This window comes from Mycobacterium sp. Aquia_213 (assembly GCF_026625985.1).
In the GTDB taxonomy this organism is placed as follows: domain Bacteria; phylum Actinomycetota; class Actinomycetes; order Mycobacteriales; family Mycobacteriaceae; genus Mycobacterium.
In genome coordinates this window covers 3,660,893-3,678,733 of sequence record NZ_CP113116.1, presented here as the reverse complement: position 1 = coordinate 3,678,733, position 17,841 = coordinate 3,660,893, and the positions used below count along the sequence as shown (strand labels likewise).

Here is a 17,841-nt window from a genome sequence, read left to right as displayed (position 1 = left end):
GCCCGGGCTGGTCAATTGGGCGGGTAGCCTCACGCTTCGTGAGGGCCGCACCGGAGCGCGTCGCGTCGCAGGCTGACATCACGGCGGAGATCGCCGAAATCGCGGCCCGGCATGTCGACGGCGCGAGTGCGGGCCCCGGGCCGCGGCTGAACTATCCGCCGTACCGCAGCAGCGCGCTACGCCATCCGAAACAACCTCTGCTGCTTGTGGATCCCCACGAGCTCGAGCGCTGCGCGCCGTGCTTCGGCGAGCGTGGTGTCGATCCGCGCGACGCCGACCTGACGGCCGGCCATCCGGGAGAGCCGATCGGCGAGCGCATCATCGTGGCCGGGCGGCTGCTCGACCAATCCGGCCGACCGCTGGCCGGCCAGCTGATCGAGATCTGGCAGGCGAACGCCGGCGGCCGCTACCGCCACCAGCGCGACCAGCACCCCGCTCCGCTGGACCCGAACTTCATCGGGGCGGGCCGCTGCCTGACCGGGCCCGACGGGACGTACCGATTCTTGACCGTCAAGCCCGGCCCCTATCCGTGGCGCAATCATCACAACGCCTGGCGCCCGGCGCACATCCATTTCTCGCTGTTCGGTACCGCATTCACCCAACGCCTGGTCACCCAGATGTACTTCCCGGGCGACCCGCTATTCGATCTGGACCCGATCTTCCAATCGGTCGTGGATCCCGTTGCGCGCCAACGGCTGATCGCCGGCTACGACCACGGCCTCACCGAGCCGGAGTATGCGACCGGGTATCGATGGGACATCGTGCTGGCGGGCAGCACCTGGACCGAGGCCGAGCATGACTGAATTAGCCTGCACCCCAGGGCAAACCGTCGGACCCTTCCTCGACCTCGGGTTGCCTTGCGACAGTGTGTTGGTCGATGATTCGGACGTCGCGGCGATCCGGCTGCACGGCACGGTCCAAGACGGGGCCGGCGAGCCGATCCCGGACGCCGTGGTCGAACTCTGGCAAGCCGACGCCCGATGGGGCAGGGCCGCAACGGATGCCGCCGGGCGCTACAGCTTCACGACCGTGGCGCCGGGACGGCCGCCGTTCTTCGCCCTCACCGTCTTCGCTCGCGGATTGTTGGACCGACTGTTCACTCGCGCGTATCTGCCCGGCGCAGACCTGACCGCCGACCCGGTGTTGCGGGCCGTCGATTCCGACCGGCGAGCAACCTTGTTGTGTGTCGCCGAAAGTCGAGCGGAATACCGGTTCGACATTCACTTGCAGGGTCCACGCGAGACCGTGTTTCTGGCGTATCGGGGCGCTGGGGGATGACCAATCTGTTGTGGCCGGGAGATCACCGCGCCGGCGAGCACATGACCGATCGGGCGCTGCTGCGGTCGATGGTGGCGGTGGAATCCGCCTGGCTGAGTGCCTTAGCCGCCGCCGGCCTGGCGCCCGCCGACGCTGAAAATGCCGACCTGTCGCACTTGGTGGACGACGAGGACGTGGCGGCGCTCGCGGTCGCCGCCGAGAACACCGGCAACCCGATCGTCGGTTTGGTCGAGTTGCTGCGCCAGCGTGCCAAGCCCGGTGTCGGCCCGTGGATCCACCGCGGGCTCACCAGCCAGGACGTCGTGGACACCGCGCTGATGCTGGGAGTACGCGCCGTCGCGGACGAGCTGGGAACACAGCTGCGCGAACAGGTTTCAACACTGGCCGTCCTCGCGAACGCGCATCGGGGCACCCCGATGGTGGCCCGCACGCTCACCCAACACGCCGCGCCCACCACCTTCGGCGCCAAGGCGGCCGGATGGTGCAACGGTGTCGTCGACGCGTATGAACGGCTTTCCGGTCTGTCCACCCCGGTCCAGGTCGGCGGTGCGGTCGGAACCTGGTCGGCCACGACGGAACTCGCGGCGTTGCGCACCGGCGCGGGCGATCCGGCGGAGGTTGCGGAGCGGGCAATGCGCAGTGCGGCAGCCGCTTTGGGCCTAGGCGCCAGAGCGCCATGGCATACCGCCCGGGCGCCGGTCACCGCGGCGGCGGATGCCTTGCTCGGGTGCACCGATAGCTGGGGCCGGATCGCCTCGGACGTGGTCATTCTGGTTCGACCGGAGATCGGCGAGCTGAGCGAGCCGGCCGCCGAACGGCGCGGCGGGTCGTCGTCGATGCCGCACAAGCGTAATCCGGTGCTGTCCATCTTGATTCGGCGGGCCGCGCTATCCGCACCGCAGTTGGCGGCGACCCTGCACACCGCGGCGGCGCTGGCCATTGACGAACGCCCCGATGGCGCCTGGCATGCCGAATGGGACACGCTGCGGACCCTGGCCCGGCGGACCGTGATCGCGGGCTCCCAGTGCGGCGAGCTGCTGGCCGGGCTGCGGGTGCATGCCGCGCGGATGGCCGAGAACCTCGGTGCGGCAGACGTTCTCGGTGAACAGCGGGCAATCGCCGACTTGGCCGGGAAGCCGCCGTCGTCAACCTATTTCGGCGCCGTCGACCGGTTGATCGACGAGACCCTAGGTCGCGCCGAGCGGGTACTCGGCAAGCGAAGCCGCGGTACCCCGTAGGGCCAGCCCGGCGGAGGCGACGCCGTCCTCGTAGATGCTGGCCAGCCAGATGTGCACCAGCGTGTCGATCACCCGATCCTCGCGGATCGCCGGCTCCTCGGTGGTGAACGTCGCGGCCATCACCCGCTCGCTCAACATGTTCAGCGCGATGGACAGATCCTCGGCCGAGATGGTGTCCGGCGCCGCGCCGCGCTCACGTTCGGCCTTGATCGCGGTGGTGGTGAACGAGATCCACTTCTGCATCAGCGCCGACCACAGCTGGCGGACCTCGGGGTTGGTGGATTTGGCCGCCGCACCGGCCACGGCAACCGCGCGGTGCGATCCCGAGACCTCAAAGAACGCCTCGATGCGGTCGCGCCACAGCGTCGCCGGGTCGCCGGACAGCTTGGCGCGCAGCGATTTGAGGGCTGCGTGCGCTTTGGTGTTCATCTGGTCCAGCAACGACAGCAGCACCGCGTTTTTCGACTGGAAATAGAAGTAGAAGGTGGGCCGGGAGATGCCCGCGCCTTTCGCCAGATCGTCGACGGAGAAATCGGCGAGCGGCCGTTCTTCCAAGAGCCGCTCGGCGGTGGCCAGAATCGCCTTCTCCCGGTCGTCACCCGAGTGAGGCGACGAACGACGGCCGCGCGAGGCATGCGCGTACCCGGTGTACGCCGAGGGGTCGGACACGGCACATACCCTAGGGGTACATGGATATATGCCAGGGAAATTGCTGATTAAAACCAACGATAATGTCGATTAAGTTCAACGCCGGCGTCGAATGCGGCGTCCGCAGCAATCGACCTTACTCGTCGTCCGGCTTGCGGGCGACAATCGCGACAGCGGTCAGTCGCTCGCGATGCTCGCGGAACGTGGCGCGCATCGTCAGCACCCGGTTGCGGGCGTCCGGATTGAGGAGCAGGTTTCTGGCAAACCGCAGCGCGCCGAAAAGCCCCTCGTCGGCGATGATCCGCCGCGGTTGCAACAGCGCCATCGGCGCGGTCACGACGCGGTCGATGACCAGGCCGTGATCCGACAACAACCCTGACCATTCGGCGATGGTCAGCGGCCGCGCGTTCACCTTGATCGCGCGGGCAAGCGACTGGCGGATCTCCGTGCTGATCTCCTCGGAGACGTTGTCGGGGGTCAGTGCGAGTTCGTGGATCGCGTAGCGGCCGCCGGGACGCAGCACGCGCGCGGCCTCGGCGACGATGGCGTGTTTGGTGGCATCGCCCTGCATCGTCAGCATCGCCTCGCCGATCACGACGTCGCGACTGGCGTCGGGTAATCCTGTGTCCGCGGCATCGGCGACCCGGACCGTCCCGGACCCGGCCCCGGCGATCACGCCACGAACCGTCTCGGCCGCCTCGGGGTCCTGTTCGGCGCCCACGTACGACCGGGGCGTCCGGGCGAGGATCTCGGCGGCGGTGCGGCCGAGGCCCGGCGCCAGCTCGAGCACATCGGCGTCGGTCACCTCGGCGCCGGCCAGCATCGTGCGGGTGAGCCCGACGCCGCCGGGGCGAAGGACGCGTTTCCCCAGCCGCGCCAGCAGCCAGTGGCCCGCAACGCTGTCGTCGGCGCGACTTGACATGGGAGCCATGGCCTTTCCCGTCCTTCCTAGTTTTCACAATCGTGATTGTGTAAACTCTAGCGCATGACGTACGTTATCGGAAAGCCCTGCATCGATGTGATGGATCGGGCATGTGTGGACGAATGCCCGGTGGATTGCATCTACGAGGGTGCCCGGGCGCTGTACATCCATCCCGACGAATGCGTGGACTGCGGCGCCTGCGAGCCGGTATGCCCGGTCGAGGCGATCTACTACGAGGACGACCTGCCCGACGCGCTGCAGCCGCACCTGGCCGACAATGAGGCGTTTTTCTCCGAAACCCTGCCGGGGCGCGACGCCCCGCTGGGGTCACCGGGCGGAGCGGCGAAGCTGGGTGCACTCGGCGTCGATGCGCCGCTGGTCGCCGCCGAGCCGAAAGCCGACGTTTCCGAAGGAGCGTGAGAAGCATCGCCACGTCAACGGGGGAGTCCGCGAGTCGCCGTCGTGAGGTACTGCGGATACTGCGAACGTCCCGGGAGCCGATGACCATCGTCGCGATCGCCGACGTGCTGGGCGTGCATCCCAACACCGTTCGCTTCCACCTCGACAGCCTGGTCGGCGACGACCGGGTGGAACGGGTTGAGCCGGGCCGCAAGGGTCCGGGGCGTCCGCCCCTGATGTTCCGGGCGGTCCGGCAGATGGATCGCGGCGGCACGCGGCACTACCGGTTGCTGGCCGAGATTCTGACGATGGCGTTCGCGTCCGATACGGATCCCGCCGCCAAGGCGCTGGCCGCCGGGCGGGCGTGGGGGCGCCAGCTGGATTGGGGTGCGGGATCGTCGGCGGATGCGCCGAGCCCGGACAAGGCCATCGGCCACCTGGTCGACGTGCTCGATCAGCTTGGCTTCGCACCGGAGCGCCGGCGAGCAGACGGGGAGCAACAGGTCGGCCTGCGGCACTGCCCGTTCCTGGAGCTCGCCGAAAACCGCACTGCCGTCGTCTGTCCCGTGCACCTTGGGCTCATGCAGGGCGCCCTGGAAACCTGGGGTGCCCCGGTCGCCGTCGAGCGTCTCGACGCGTTCGTCGAACCCGATCTGTGTATCGCACATCTCGAGTTGCAGGAGGCCTAGCTGTGAGCACCGAAATGGCAGTCGCCGTGGCGGTCACCTTCGTCTGGCTCGGCATGGTGCTGGCGATCTCGTTCCTGGAAGCACCGCTGAAATTCCGGGCGCCGAACGTCACGTTGCAGATCGGGCTCGGTATCGGACGCCTGGTCTTTCGCGCGCTCAACACCGTCGAGGTCGCGTTCGCCATCGTCACCCTGGCGGTCGTGGTGGACGGCCCGATGCCGATGCGGATCGGCGTCGCGTTTGCCGTCGCGTACGCCATGCTGGCGATCCAGTTGATCGCCGTGCGCCCCAAGCTGACCCAACGCTCGGACCAAGTGCTCGCCGGGCTGGATGCGCCCCGGTCCCGCGCCCACTACGCCTACGTCGGTTTAGAGGTGGTCAAGGTCGTGGCGTTGATCGTGGCGGGGATACTCCTATTGACCGCTTGAAACCACGGATAGCCCACCGTCACACCAAGGGGACGCACCAATGGAATCGATCTCACTGACCAGCCTGGCCACCGAAAAACTGGCCGAAGCCCGGCAGTCGCACAGCGGACGGGCCGCACACACCATCCACGGCGGCCACGACCACGAACTCCGGCAGACCGTGCTCGCCTTGCTCGCCGACCACGACCTGTCCGAACACGACAGCCCCGGCGAGGCGACGTTGCAGGTGCTGCAGGGTCACGTGCGCCTGACGGCCGGCGAGGACTCCTGGGACGGCAAAACCGGCGACCATATCGCGATTCCGCCGCGGCGCCATGCCCTGCACGCGGTGCAGGATTCGGTGGTGATGCTGACCGTGCTGAAAAGCCAGCCCGGTGCGGCGCACTAGCTGACATGTTGTCCACGCCCTGGTCAACGCAGCTCGGCCTGCGGGTGCCCATCGTCAACGCCCCGATGGGCGGCGTCGCGGGTGGCCGGCTGGCCGCGGCGGTCAGCGCCGCCGGTGGTCTGGGCATGGTCGGCATGGGCAGCGTCGCGACCAGGGAGCTGCTGGCGGCCCAGTTGCAACACGTCGACGGCACGTTCGGAATCGGCCTGGTGGACTGGGTGATGCGCACCGAGGCGGGCCTGCTCGATGACGCCCTGGCGGCGCGGCCCGTCCTGCTGTCGGTCAGCTTCGGCACCGACTGGTCGTGGGTCGCTCACGCGCACAACGCCGGAATCGCCACTGTCACACAGGTTTACGACTCACTCGGCGCCCGTCAGGCGGTGGACGCGGGCATCGACATCTTGGTCGCGCGCGGTTCCGAGGGCGGCGGGCACGGCGATACCAAGCTCGGCACGCTGCCGTTGCTCGACGACGTGTTGGACGCCGTGTCGGTGCCCGTGCTCGCCGGTGGCGGTATCGCCTCGGCGCGCAGCCTGGCCGCGGTGCTGGCCGCCGGGGCCAGCGGCGCCTGGGTGGGCACGCGCCTGGCGGCGTGTCCGGAGGCGCTGACCGGCGATGGCAGCCGCGAGGCGCTGATCGCGGCCCGGTCGACCGACACCGCGGTCACCCGGGCGTTCGATGTCGCCAAGGGCCTGCCGTGGCCGGCGCGATTCCCGTCGCGCGTGCTGAGCAATGACTTCGTCGCACGGTGGACCGGTAAGGAGGACACGCTCGATGCGCCGGCCTGTGACGAGCTGGCCGCCGCGATCGACGCCGACGACCGCAGCATCGCCCCGGTCGACGCCGGTCAGGGCGTCGGCATGATCCGCGACGACGCGTCGGTCGCCGAGGTCATCGACGCGATGTGCACCGGCGCGCGCCGGCTGCTGGCCGGCTGGGGGGCGTAGCGGTCAGACCGCACGCAGGTAGCGCTTGGCGATGACGCGCTGGCCGATCTTCACCACCGGTCCGCCGGCCTTGCTCCACCACGTCGCGGGCCGGGAGAACGCCGACACCTCGGCGAACACCGCGTCGGTCGCCGGGTCCCGGCGCACCACGAAGCGTTCCTCGCCGCACTCCGGGTGGCCGGGCAGGGTGCCGTAGCCGAACCCGCGGAGGTCGGGCTCGTCGACCAGGTAGACGACTCGGCACGGCGCCGGCAGAAAACCTAGCCGCACCACGACCACCGCGTCGAGCACGACGACCTCGGAGCTGGCCTGTACGCGTAGGCCGGACCCGCGCTGCATGCCCCAGTGCAGTACGGCGTCGGCGGCCTGCTCGAATCGCGGTCTGCCGGTGCCGATCTGACGCTCGACGTGTTGATGGTGATATCCGGCGGGCTGCTCACCCGACGCGGTCGCACCGACCTCCCGGTATGTCAGCGGTAGTTCCTCGAGTGCTGCAAGGTCCACCCGGCCAGCTTGCCACGCCGGGATGCGCGAATGCGCGAATGCGCTTGGAGCGTACGGTCGGATGCGTGACTGCACAAAACTCGAAAACTGTTGCCGAAGCGTCCGGAACGTTCACTTTCGGCGGCGATTTGACCGTCAACCGCCTCGGGTTCGGGGCGATGCGCATCGTCGGTAAGGGCGTCTGGGGCCCACCCGCCGATCGCGACGAATGCATCCGGGTGTTGCGCCGCGCCGTCGAGCTGGGCGTGGACCTCTTCGACACCGCGGACTCCTACGGCCCCTACATCTCCGAGGAGATCATCCGCGAGGCGCTGTATCCCTACGACGACCTGGTGATCGCGACCAAGGCCGGCTTTTTGCGGACGGGCCCGGATGTCTGGATCGAGATGGGTTTCCCGGCCTACCTGCGGCAGGAAGTTGAGATGAGCCTGCGCCGCCTGGGTGTGGAGACCATCGACCTGTTGCAGCTGCACCGGGTGGACCCCAAGTGGCCGCTGGCCGACCAGGTGGGCGAGCTGGCCAAGCTGAAGGACGAGGGCAAGATCCGCCACATCGGGCTGTCCGAGGTCAACGTCGATCAGCTGAACGAGGCGCAGACGATCACCCAGATCGTGTCGGTGCAGAACATGTACAACCTGACGGTCCGCCGGGCCGAACCGCTACTCGACGCCGCGACCGAACAGGGTGTCGGCTTCATCCCGTACTTCCCGCTGGCGGCCGGGCCGCTGGCCGCTGCCGACGGCCCGCTGAAACGGATCGCCGACGACCACCACGCGTCACCGTCGCAGCTGGCCCTGGCCTGGCTGCTGAAGCGCTCGCCGGTGATGTTGCCGATTCCGGGCACGTCGAAGGTGGCGCACCTGGAGGAGAACGTGGCCGCCGCCGAGATCACGCTCAGCGACGACGAGTTCGAGACCCTGGCGGCTGCCGGAGCGCAGTAGCAGGGCACCCAATACGGTGTTCTGGTGGCCGTCGAGCATCAGAAACACCCCGGCGGGGGATTCAATCCACCCGTACCGACGACTCAGGGCGGGCCCGACTACGGCCGGTTCATCGACGCCGTGCGCAAGTTGCAAGACCACGCGCGTGCCGTCGACGCGCCCGACGAGGTCATCAGCGAGGCCGCGGACACACTGGAGAAGCTGTCCGCGCTGCTGAGCCCGTACGACGCCGACGAATGGGCGTCGCCGTCGGGCCGGCGGATGGACCTGCCGGTGCGCGGCAATATCCTCACCGTGCCGTTGTCGTCCCGCAAGACCGAGGACGGGCGTATCGAGGGCACGGCCCGCTTCGGGCGGTTTCACCTGGGCCGCAACGGCGCCGTGCACGGCGGGTCGCTGGGCATGCTGTTCGACACCGTGCTCGGCCTGACCGCGTCGGTGCTCACCGGCAGCCCCCGTCAGCGCACCGCTTACCTGAAGATCAACTACCGCAATATCGTGCCGATCGAAAAAGAGCTGCAGTTCGACGCCGGCATCGACCAGGCCGACGGCCGCAAAATCTTTGTGTCGGGCAGGTTGACCGACGGCGACACGCTGCTGGCCGAAGCCGATGCGTTGTTCGTGAAACTCAAACCCGGCCAGCCCTAGGGGGTCAGCTCAGGCGGCCCATCCGGTGGCCTCGACATCGGCGTATCGCGCACCGAAGAACATGGTCAGTTGTGCGAGAAGTTCGGGCGCGCCCGCCGTTATCGTTTGACCGTGGTCTTTGCCCGCGAGTGCGTAAAACTCCGCGCCGGGAATGAGTTTCGCCAGTTCGACTGATTCGTCGAAACGAAAAGTGTCGTCGGTGCCGACGCAGATGAGCGTGGGAATCTTGATCGCCGACAGTTGGTGCTGGTCGATGCCCGACTCCGACTGGCAGGAGCGCAGGTAGGCGGCGAGTGCCAGGGGATCGTGACCGGCCAAGCGGTCGAGGCTTTTGGCGCTCAGTACGAAATCGTGTGCCTCTTGCCATTGAGCAACGAAGGCACGCATTCCGTCGGTCTCGAGGATTTCGATCGCGCCACGGCAGAAGAACCTGTCAACGAGGTCGTGCTGAGGGTAATGCGACGATCCGACGACTACCAGCGAACGAATCCGTTCCGGATGAAGCATCGCCATCGCCAAGCCGATTCTGCCGCCCAGCGAGTATCCGATGTAGTGGGCGGACTGGATCGCGATATCGTCCAACACCGCACAAATGTCGAGCGCGAGAAACGTCGTGTCGTAGAGCGCCGAAAAATGCGGCTTGCTGCTTTGTCCGTGGCCCAGCACATCGATGGTCACGACGTTGAAATGCCGGGTCAGCTCATCGATATATCCGAAGCGCTCCCACACGGCCTTGGATTGCAAGGTGCCGTGGACCAGCACCAGCCATTCCGAACAGTCAGCGCACGGACCGGGGCTGATCTGGTACGCGATCGAAACTCCCTGCCGAGGATCGACAGACCTGGTGACGCTGGCGGTGGCCATGGCGATAAGGCTAGGAAGACCGAGCCCGGCGCGGAATCCGCCAATGGGTTGGAATTGCGTCACCGATTGGGGGACAAGGTCGGCCGAATACCGTTGCCGGGCAACCTACTTAGATGAACAGAAGGTGACTGCCAGCGCACACCAAGATGGCGTCCGGGCAACGCGAAGTGGTGGCAGGGGTTCGATCGGATCGCCGCGGGGCGGGGTCGGCCGAGCGATCATGCGTGCCGGCGGGAAAGTCCGGTGCCGTAACGGCTTGGGCCTGTCGGGGCGCGCCCCGATAGCATGGCATCGATTAATCACTGATCTATTCCCGCAGAAACCCTGGAGACCAACCCGATGAGCGCCTCCGCACAGTCCGTCCCAGCAGCCCCCATCCGGGTTCCTGCCGGGACTACCGCGGCCGCGGCGGTCGGGGAGGCGGGGTTGCCGCGCCGGGGTACCCCCGACGCGATCGTGGTGGTGCGCGACGCCGACGGCAAGCTGCGCGACCTGAGCTGGGCGCCCGACACCGACGCCGAGGTGGTCCCGGTCGCGGCCAACACCGACGAGGGCCGCAGCGTCATCCGGCATTCGGCCGCACACGTGCTGGCCCAGGCCGTACAAAACCTGTTCCCGCAGGCCAAATTGGGCATCGGGCCGCCCATCGCGGACGGCTTCTACTACGACTTCGACGTGGCGGAGCCGTTCACTCCAGAAGACCTGGCCAAGCTGGAAAAGCGGATGCGCCAGATCGTCAAGGACGGCCAGCTCTTCGACCGGCGGGTCTACGAATCCAAGGATGCGGCGCGCCAGGAACTGGCCAGCGAGCCCTACAAGCTCGAACTCGTCGACGACAAGTCCATCGGAACCGACACGATGGCCGAGATAATGGAGGTCGGCGGCGACGAACTCACCGCCTATGACAACCTCAATCCCCGTACCCGCGAACGGGTCTGGGGTGACCTGTGTCGCGGTCCGCATATTCCGACCACCAAGCACATCCCGGCGTTCAAGCTCACCCGCAGTTCGGCCGCCTACTGGCGCGGCGACCAGAGCAACGCCAGCCTGCAGCGCATCTACGGCACCGCCTGGGAGTCGCAGGAGGCGCTCGACAAGCACCTGGAGCTGCTCGAGGAGGCGCAGCGGCGCGACCATCGCAAGCTGGGCGTCGAGCTGGACCTGTTCAGCTTCCCCGACGAAATCGGTTCCGGCCTGGCGGTTTTCCACCCCAAGGGCGGCATCATCCGCCGCGAGCTGGAAGAGTACTCGCGGCGCAAGCACATCGAGGCCGGGTACGAGTTCGTCAACACCCCGCACATCACCAAGGAGCAGCTGTACATCACGTCGGGTCACCTCGAGTGGTACGCCGACGGCATGTACCCGCCGATGCACCTGGATGCGGAGTTCAACGCGGACGGGACGGTGCGCAAGCCCGGGCAGGACTACTACCTCAAGCCGATGAACTGCCCGATGCACCACCTGATCTATCGGTCACGCGGCCGCTCCTACCGCGAGCTTCCGTTGCGGCTCTTCGAGTTCGGCAGCGTGTACCGCTACGAGAAGTCGGGCGTGGTACATGGGCTGACCCGGGTGCGCGGCATGACTCAGGACGACGCCCACATCTACTGCACGCGAGAGCAGATGCGTGACGAGCTGACCTCGCTGCTGCGGTTCGTGCTCGACTTGCTGGCCGACTACGGGCTCAACGACTTCTACCTGGAGTTGTCCACCAAAGACCCGGAGAAGTACTCCGGCTCCGACGAGATGTGGGACGAGGCCACCGAAGTCCTGCGGGAGGTCGCCTTGGCTTCCGGGTTGCATTTCGTTCCCGACCCCGGTGGTGCGGCGTTCTACGGCCCGAAGATCTCGGTGCAGGTCAAGGATGCGCTGGGGCGCAGCTGGCAGATGTCGACCATTCAGCTCGACTTCAACATGCCGGACCGATTCGAGCTGGAATACACCGCGTCCGACGGCACCCGGCAGCGGCCGGTGCTCATCCACCGGGCGCTGTTCGGGTCCATCGAGCGGTTCTTCGGCATTCTCACCGAGCACTATGCCGGGGCCTTTCCGGCGTGGCTGGCGCCGGTTCAGGTGGTCGGCATCCCGGTCGCGGACGAACACGCGGGTTACCTGAAAGATGTTGCCGCGCAACTGAGGTCGCGAGGTGTCCGGGTCGAGGTCGACACCAGCGACGACCGGATGGCCAAGAAGATCGTGAACCACACCAACCAGCACGTCCCGTTCATGTTGCTGGCCGGTGACCGCGACGTCGAGGGCGGGGCGATCAGCTTTCGCTTCGGTGACCGCAGCCAGATCAACGGCGTGCCGCTCGACGCTGCGATCGATACCATCGTGAAGTGGATCGCGGACCGCGAGAACGCCGCTCCCACACAAGAACTGGTGAAGGTAGCCGGCGGTGGGTGAGCAGGACAGCGCCGATCGCGGCGAGGACACCATTCTCGACAGGGGTGTCGGCGAGGCTGACCACCTGCAGCGGTTGTGGACCCCGTACCGGATGACGTATCTGGCCGAGGCGCCGACGAAGCGCGACAACGGCAAAGCCGAGGAGCCGTTCACCGACATTCCGCAACTGCCCGACGAAGAGGGTTTGGTGGTCGCGCGCGGTGAACTCGTCTACGCCGTGCTCAACCTCTACCCGTACAACCCCGGGCACCTGATGGTGGTGCCCTACCGGCGGCTGTCTGAGATCGAAGACCTGACCGACGCCGAGAGTGCGGAGCTAATGGCCTTCATCCAGAAGGCGATTCGGGTGATCAAGAACGTGTCGCGGCCGCACGGCTTCAACGTCGGCCTGAATTTGGGGACATCGGCGGGCGGGTCGCTGGCCGAACATTTGCATGTGCATGTGGTGCCGCGCTGGGGCGGAGACGCAAACTTCATCACGATCGTCGGCGGCGCGAAGGTGATCCCGCAGTTGCTGCGTGAAACGCGTCAGCTGCTCGCGACGGAGTGGGCTAAACAGTCGTGAGTAAGGCGCCCTTCCTGTCTCGGGCCGCGTTCGCCCGGCTCACCACTCCGGCAGCCAGGGCGGCGCTGCGAATCGGTCTCACCCCGGATGCGGTCACCGTCCTGGGCACCGTTGCCTCGGTGGCGGGGGCGCTGACGCTCTTCCCGATGGGCAAGCTGTTCGCCGGCGCATGCGTGGTCTGGTTCTTCGCGGTATTCGACATGCTCGACGGCGCGATGGCGCGGGAGCGGGGCGGTGGCACCCGCTTCGGTGCGGTGCTGGACGCGTCATGCGACCGCATCAGCGACGGCGCGGTGTTCGGCGGGCTGCTGTGGTGGATTGTCTTTGGCCTGCACGACAAACCGCTGGCGGCAGCGACATTGATCTGCCTGGTCACCTCCCAGGTGATCTCCTATATCAAGGCCCGGGCCGAGGCCAGCGGGCTGTGCGGTGACGGCGGCATCATCGAACGACCGGAGCGGCTGATCATCGTGCTGGGTGGCGCCGGTGTGTCGGACTTTCCGTTCATCGCCTGGCCGCCGGCGCTGCCGGTGGCGATGTGGGTGCTGGCGGCGGCCAGCGTGGTCACCTGCCTGCAGCGGTTGCACAGGGTGCGGACGTCGCCCGGCGCGGCCGAACCCTTACCGCCCAGTCCGGGCAGCAGCGAAGCGGGCACGCCGTGATCTCCACTCCAGCCGGCCTGAAGGCCCTCACGGCGCCGCGCGACCTGTTGACCAGGACCGCGAGTGACTGGGCCTATGCCGCCGGCTGGATGGCGGTGCGAACGGTACCGGAGTTCGCCGCGCGCAACGTATTCGACGCCGGCGCCCGCTACGCGGCGCGCAACGGCGGCCCTGACCAGCTGCGCAAGAACCTGGCCAGGGTCATCGGGGTGTCGCCCGCGCAGGTGCCGGACACGCTGATGCGGGCCTCGCTGGCGTCCTACGGCCGCTACTGGCGCGAGGCTTTCCGGCTGCCGACGATGGACCACCGGGTGCTGGCACGTCGGATCGACGAGACGTTCCGGGGGGCCGACAATATCGACGCGGCCTTGGCCGCGGGCCGGGGAGTGGTGCTCGCCCTTCCGCACAGCGGCAACTGGGACATGGCCGGGGTGTGGCTGGCGCAGACCCGCGGCACCTTCACCACTGTCGCGGAACGACTCAAACCCGAGTCGCTGTACCGGCGTTTCATCGCCTATCGGGAAAGCCTCGGCTTTGAAGTGCTGCCGTTGTCCGGCGGCGACCGGCCCCCCTTCGAGGTGTTGTGCGAGCGGCTGCGAGCCAACCGGGTGGTGTGCCTGATGGCCGAGCGCGATCTCACCCGCACCGGTGTCGAAGTCGATTTCTTCGGCGAACCCACCCGGATGCCGGCCGGGCCGGCGAAGCTCGCGATCGAAACCGGGGCGGCGCTGTGCGCGGCGCATTGCTGGAACGAGCCGGACGGCTGGCCCGTCTCCATTTCCCCGCCGCTGGACTGTTCCAGCGGGGATGTCAGAACCGTCACCCAGTTGCTGGCCGATCATTTCACCAAGAACATCGCCGCCCACCCCGAGGATTGGCACATGCTGCAGCCGCAGTGGCTGGCCGACCTCTCCGAGGACAGACGCACCTGGCTGAAGGAAGCCTGATGCGGATCGGGATGGTCTGTCCCTACTCGTTCGACGTGCCGGGCGGGGTGCAGTCGCACGTCTTGCAGCTGGCCGAGGTGTTGCGCGACCAAGGGCATGAGGTCAGTGTGCTGGCTCCGGCGTCGCCGCACGCCGTGCTGCCCGAGTACGTCGTCTCCGCCGGCAAGGCCGTCGCGATTCCTTACAACGGCTCGGTGGCCCGGCTCCGGTTCGGCCCGGCGACCCACCGCAAGGTCAAGAAGTGGCTTGCCGAAGGCGCTTTCGACGTCCTGCACCTGCACGAACCCAACGCGCCGAGCCTGTCGATGCTGGCCCTGAACATCGCCGAAGGCCCGATCGTGGCCACCTTTCACACCTCGACCACCAAATCGCTGACGCTGTCGGTCTTTCAAGGCCTGCTGCGGCCCATGCAAGAAAAGATCGTCGGCCGCATCGCGGTGTCCGACCTGGCCCGGCGCTGGCAAATGGAGGCGCTCGGGACCGACGCGGTCGAGATACCCAACGGGGTCGACGTCGCCGCACTGGCCTCGGCGCCCCGGTTCGACGGGTATCCGCGGCCCGGCAAGACGGTGCTGTTCTTGGGCCGCTTCGACGAGTCGCGCAAGGGCATGGAGGTGCTGCTCGAGGCGTTACCGCGGGTGGTGGAACGCTTTCCGGACCTGCAGGTGCTGATCGTCGGCCACGGTGACAAGGATGAATTGCGTTCGGAAGCAGGATCTTTGGCGAAGCATATGTGCTTCCTCGGTCAGGTTGACGATGCCGGAAAGGCGTCGGCGATGCGCAGTGCGGACGTCTACTGCGCGCCCAACATCGGCGGCGAGAGTTTCGGCATCGTCCTGGTGGAGGCGATGGCCGCGGGTACGCCGGTGGTGGCCAGCGACCTGGATGCGTTCCGCCGCGTGCTGCGCGACGGCGACGCCGGACGGCTGGTGCCGGTCGGCGATGCCGTCGGACTGGCCGACGGGCTGATCGAGATGCTCGAAAACGACGCGCTGCGTGAACGTTACGTGGCCGCGGCCCGCGAAGCGGTCGCCCGCTACGACTGGCCGGTGGTGGCCAGCCAGATCATGCGGGTGTACGAGACGGTCGCCGGCTCGGGCGTCAAGGTCAAGGTGGCCGGCTGATGGCTTGGCCGCTTCTCGTCATCACCCTGCTGATCGTGCTGATCCTCGTATTGGCGGCGGTCGGCGTCTGGGCGCTGCAGACAGCGCACCGACTGAACCGACTGAACATTCGCTACGACCTGTCCTGGCAGGCCCTCGACAGCGCGCTGGCGCGGCGTGCGGTCGTCGCGCGTGCCGTGGCGATCGACGCTTACGGTGGCTCCGCCGAAGGCCGACGGCTGGCCGCTTTGGCCGACGCCGCCGAGCGGGCGCCCCGTCAATCCCGGGAGAACGCCGAAAACGAGCTGTCGGCGGCACTGGCGATGGTCGACCCGGCGGCGCTGCCGGCCGGTCTCATCGCCGAGTGGTCCGACGCCGAGGCCCGGGTGTTGCTGGCCCGCCGATTCCACAACGACGCGGTCCGCGACACCCTCGCGCTGGGCGCACGGCGCCCGGTGCGCGCCCTTCGGCTTGGCGGAACAGCCGCGCTGCCAAGCTATTTCGAGATCGTTGAGCGACCGCACGCGTTGGCGTACACCGGTCATGGGGTGCCCAAACACCGGACCTCGGCGCGGGTGGTGTTGCTCGATGAGACCGGCGCGGTCCTGTTGCTCTGCGGCTCGGATCCGGCGATCGAGGAATCGGCGCCGCGGTGGTGGTTCACCGTCGGTGGGGAGGTGCGCCCGGGCGAACGGTTGGCCGTGGCCGCCGCGCGAGAGTTGGCCGAAGAGACCGGTTTACAGGTGGCAGCGGCCGAGATGCTCGGGCCGATCTGGCGACGCGACGAGGTCTTCGAATTCAACGGCGCCCTGATCGACAGCGAGGAGTTCTTCTTCGTGCGGCGCGCTACGCGCTTCGAGCCGGTCTGCACGGGCCGAACCGAGCTGGAACGTCGCTACATCCACTGTCACCGCTGGTGCGACGCCAACGACATCGCCGAGTTGGTGGCCGCGGGACAGACCGTGTACCCGCGCCAGTTGTCCGAACTGCTTGGCGACGCGATCGCGGTGGCCGACAACGACGCACCCGGCCGGTTGCCCCAGCTGCAGTCCATCCGCTGAGTTAGAACCCGCTCGCGATGGCGTTGGAGGCCAGCGGTGGTAGTCCGGCAACCAGCGGGTTCGTGATTCCGGCCGCGGCACCCTGACTGACGTAGCCGGCAACACTGACCGGGTTGAGCGCCGGCAGGAACCCGGGCGCGTAGCCCAGGTCGACGATCGGCTTGAGGAACGGCTGCAGCAAGTCGGCCAACGGATTTCCCAGGATGGGCAGCATCCGCAGCGGATCCAGCAGCGGTAGCTGCGCGGTCGGCATGAAGTAGAAGCTCAGGTTGCCGATCTGGCTCGGGATGGCATTGGCGACTTGTGCCGCGGGCAGGTACGGCACAGTGCCGTGCAGGTTCAGGAAGCCGAACAGCGCGTTGACGTCCGACGGAAGCCATAACGGGTGCATCGGGAAGTCGGCGACGGCGTCGTATTGCAAGGTGAAAATCGAGGTCGCATAGGACGTCGTGAGCGGTGTCGGCCAGTTAAACGTACCGAAGCCGGGGATGAAGTGCGTCAGAATGCCGCCCATCGGATTGTTCGGGTTGGCCAGCAACATGAAGTTCAGTAAGTCCGAACGCGGCTGTAGGATGGCCGGAAGTGCCTGCAGATAGCGCATTTCCAGGCTCGCTATCGTCGCGCTCTGCGAATACCCAACCACGACAACGTGATTGCCGAGATTGGTTTGCTCGAGTATCGCGTTGTTCAGTATCGCGAAGCCTTGGTAGACAGACCTGCCGAAGGTGACGTCATTGATGCCGGTCACCGGCCAAAACTGTTCGGGCGTTTGCAGACTCATCAGGGTGTAGCCGGAGTAGTTCTGGGCGAGGTAGGCCTGTTCGATGGACGTCATGTAGTTGAGATCCGGTGACGGGTTCCCGGTGCCGCCCATGATCAGCGCGATGTTTTGGCCCGACGTCGACTGCATGGCGGCCGCGTTGGACACCTCGGTTTCGGCATAGGCGTTCTTCGCGGCGATCAGGGTCTGCACGAACTGGCTGTGGAACAGTTCCGCCTGCTGGCTGAGCGCCTGATACTGCGCCGCCTGCGCGTCCAGGAATGCCGCGGTGCGCACCGATACCGAATCCGTAGCCGGCGCTAGCACTCCCGTCGTCGGAGCCGCCGCGGCCGCGTTCGTCGCTTCGAGCGACGCACCGATGTTCTGCAACTCGTCGGCTGCCGTGGCCATCGCGTCGGGGTCGGTGATCACGTATGCCATCG

Annotated in this window: 21 protein-coding genes; 16 read left to right on the top strand and 5 right to left on the bottom strand. The window is 67.3% G+C overall.

What is annotated here, in order from left to right:
* Positions 1-38: 38 nt before the first annotated feature.
* From pcaH to LMQ14_RS17080, 3 genes are read left to right on the top strand one after another with little or no spacing between them, the layout of a single operon-like run.
* Positions 39-803: a protocatechuate 3,4-dioxygenase subunit beta gene (gene pcaH / locus LMQ14_RS17090; protein WP_267730732.1), complete on the top strand. Its 765-nt coding sequence runs from the start codon at positions 39-41 to the stop codon at positions 801-803.
* The gene (locus LMQ14_RS17085) at positions 796-1,278 is read left to right on the top strand and encodes a carboxypeptidase regulatory-like domain-containing protein (RefSeq protein WP_267730731.1); all 483 of its coding nucleotides are present in this window, start codon (positions 796-798) and stop codon (positions 1,276-1,278) included. The genes pcaH and LMQ14_RS17085 overlap by 8 nt, the downstream gene beginning before the upstream one ends.
* The gene (locus tag LMQ14_RS17080; RefSeq protein WP_267730730.1) at positions 1,275-2,516 is read left to right on the top strand and encodes a lyase family protein; all 1,242 of its coding nucleotides are present in this window, start codon (positions 1,275-1,277) and stop codon (positions 2,514-2,516) included. The genes LMQ14_RS17085 and LMQ14_RS17080 overlap by 4 nt, the downstream gene beginning before the upstream one ends.
* Here the strand turns inward: LMQ14_RS17080 and LMQ14_RS17075 are convergent.
* Complete coding sequence (locus tag LMQ14_RS17075) at positions 2,466-3,185, bottom strand: TetR/AcrR family transcriptional regulator (protein ID WP_420714529.1); 720 nt, start codon at positions 3,183-3,185, stop codon at positions 2,466-2,468. The two genes, LMQ14_RS17080 and LMQ14_RS17075, sit on opposite strands and share 51 nt — an antisense overlap.
* A 115-nt stretch (positions 3,186-3,300) precedes the next feature.
* On the bottom strand, positions 3,301-4,095 hold the full coding sequence (locus LMQ14_RS17070; protein ID WP_267730729.1) for a class I SAM-dependent methyltransferase: 795 nt from the start codon (positions 4,093-4,095) through the stop codon (positions 3,301-3,303).
* Positions 4,096-4,149: 54 nt separating this feature from the next.
* On the opposite strand from LMQ14_RS17070, the gene fdxA reads away from it, so the two are divergent.
* Genes fdxA through LMQ14_RS17045 form a run of 5 tightly spaced genes read left to right on the top strand, consistent with a single transcriptional unit; the run spans position 4,150 to position 6,937 of the window.
* Complete coding sequence (gene fdxA / locus LMQ14_RS17065) at positions 4,150-4,506, top strand: ferredoxin (RefSeq protein WP_267730728.1); 357 nt, start codon at positions 4,150-4,152, stop codon at positions 4,504-4,506.
* The gene (locus tag LMQ14_RS17060; protein WP_267730727.1) at positions 4,503-5,174 is read left to right on the top strand and encodes a helix-turn-helix transcriptional regulator; all 672 of its coding nucleotides are present in this window, start codon (positions 4,503-4,505) and stop codon (positions 5,172-5,174) included. Before fdxA ends, LMQ14_RS17060 begins: the two co-directional genes overlap by 4 nt.
* A gap of 14 nt (positions 5,175-5,188) precedes the next feature.
* A complete protein-coding gene (locus LMQ14_RS17055; protein ID WP_420714691.1) occupies positions 5,189-5,602 on the top strand; it encodes a hypothetical protein in 414 nt (137 codons plus the stop codon).
* Between the two features lie 40 nt (positions 5,603-5,642).
* Positions 5,643-5,990, top strand: a complete 348-nt coding sequence (locus LMQ14_RS17050) for a cupin domain-containing protein (RefSeq protein ID WP_267730725.1) — start codon at positions 5,643-5,645, stop codon at positions 5,988-5,990.
* Between the two features lie 5 nt (positions 5,991-5,995).
* Positions 5,996-6,937, top strand: a complete 942-nt coding sequence (locus LMQ14_RS17045) for an NAD(P)H-dependent flavin oxidoreductase (protein WP_267730724.1) — start codon at positions 5,996-5,998, stop codon at positions 6,935-6,937.
* A gap of 3 nt (positions 6,938-6,940) precedes the next feature.
* Here LMQ14_RS17045 and LMQ14_RS17040 read toward each other — a convergent pair whose 3' ends face one another.
* A complete protein-coding gene (locus LMQ14_RS17040; RefSeq protein ID WP_267730723.1) occupies positions 6,941-7,441 on the bottom strand; it encodes a DUF1990 family protein in 501 nt (166 codons plus the stop codon).
* Between the two features lie 38 nt (positions 7,442-7,479).
* On the opposite strand from LMQ14_RS17040, the gene LMQ14_RS17035 reads away from it, so the two are divergent.
* Both LMQ14_RS17035 and LMQ14_RS17030 read left to right on the top strand, forming a co-directional pair.
* Positions 7,480-8,382, top strand: coding sequence for an aldo/keto reductase (locus tag LMQ14_RS17035; RefSeq protein WP_267730722.1), 903 nt, complete (start codon positions 7,480-7,482; stop codon positions 8,380-8,382).
* Positions 8,383-8,403: 21 nt separating this feature from the next.
* Positions 8,404-9,030 (top strand): PaaI family thioesterase, encoded by a 627-nt coding sequence (locus LMQ14_RS17030; RefSeq protein WP_267735562.1) that lies wholly within the window; start codon positions 8,404-8,406, stop codon positions 9,028-9,030.
* Positions 9,031-9,039: 9 nt separating this feature from the next.
* Here the strand turns inward: LMQ14_RS17030 and LMQ14_RS17025 are convergent, their stop codons facing one another.
* Positions 9,040-9,894 carry an alpha/beta fold hydrolase gene (locus tag LMQ14_RS17025; protein WP_267730721.1) on the bottom strand — a complete coding sequence of 285 codons (855 nt, stop codon included), beginning with the start codon at positions 9,892-9,894 and terminating at the stop codon, positions 9,040-9,042.
* A gap of 339 nt (positions 9,895-10,233) precedes the next feature.
* On the opposite strand from LMQ14_RS17025, the gene thrS reads away from it, so the two are divergent.
* The 6 genes from thrS to LMQ14_RS16995 are packed head-to-tail and all read left to right on the top strand — an operon-like array spanning position 10,234 to position 16,638.
* On the top strand, positions 10,234-12,300 hold the full coding sequence (gene thrS, locus LMQ14_RS17020) for a threonine--tRNA ligase (protein ID WP_267730720.1): 2,067 nt from the start codon (positions 10,234-10,236) through the stop codon (positions 12,298-12,300).
* Positions 12,293-12,865, top strand: coding sequence for an HIT family protein (locus tag LMQ14_RS17015; RefSeq protein WP_267730719.1), 573 nt, complete (start codon positions 12,293-12,295; stop codon positions 12,863-12,865). Before thrS ends, LMQ14_RS17015 begins: the two co-directional genes overlap by 8 nt.
* Positions 12,862-13,527, top strand: coding sequence for a phosphatidylinositol phosphate synthase (pgsA, locus tag LMQ14_RS17010; protein ID WP_267730718.1), 666 nt, complete (start codon positions 12,862-12,864; stop codon positions 13,525-13,527). Before LMQ14_RS17015 ends, pgsA begins: the two co-directional genes overlap by 4 nt.
* Positions 13,524-14,474, top strand: coding sequence for a phosphatidylinositol mannoside acyltransferase (locus LMQ14_RS17005; RefSeq protein WP_267730717.1), 951 nt, complete (start codon positions 13,524-13,526; stop codon positions 14,472-14,474). Before pgsA ends, LMQ14_RS17005 begins: the two co-directional genes overlap by 4 nt.
* Complete coding sequence (locus LMQ14_RS17000) at positions 14,474-15,598, top strand: glycosyltransferase family 4 protein (protein ID WP_267730716.1); 1,125 nt, start codon at positions 14,474-14,476, stop codon at positions 15,596-15,598. Before LMQ14_RS17005 ends, LMQ14_RS17000 begins: the two co-directional genes overlap by 1 nt.
* The gene (locus LMQ14_RS16995) at positions 15,598-16,638 is read left to right on the top strand and encodes an NUDIX hydrolase (RefSeq protein ID WP_267730715.1); all 1,041 of its coding nucleotides are present in this window, start codon (positions 15,598-15,600) and stop codon (positions 16,636-16,638) included. Before LMQ14_RS17000 ends, LMQ14_RS16995 begins: the two co-directional genes overlap by 1 nt.
* Before the next feature lies 1 nt (position 16,639).
* Here LMQ14_RS16995 and LMQ14_RS16990 read toward each other — a convergent pair whose 3' ends face one another.
* Positions 16,640-17,839: a PE-PPE domain-containing protein gene (locus LMQ14_RS16990; RefSeq protein ID WP_324291063.1), complete on the bottom strand. Its 1,200-nt coding sequence runs from the start codon at positions 17,837-17,839 to the stop codon at positions 16,640-16,642.
* Positions 17,840-17,841 lie beyond the last annotated feature (2 nt).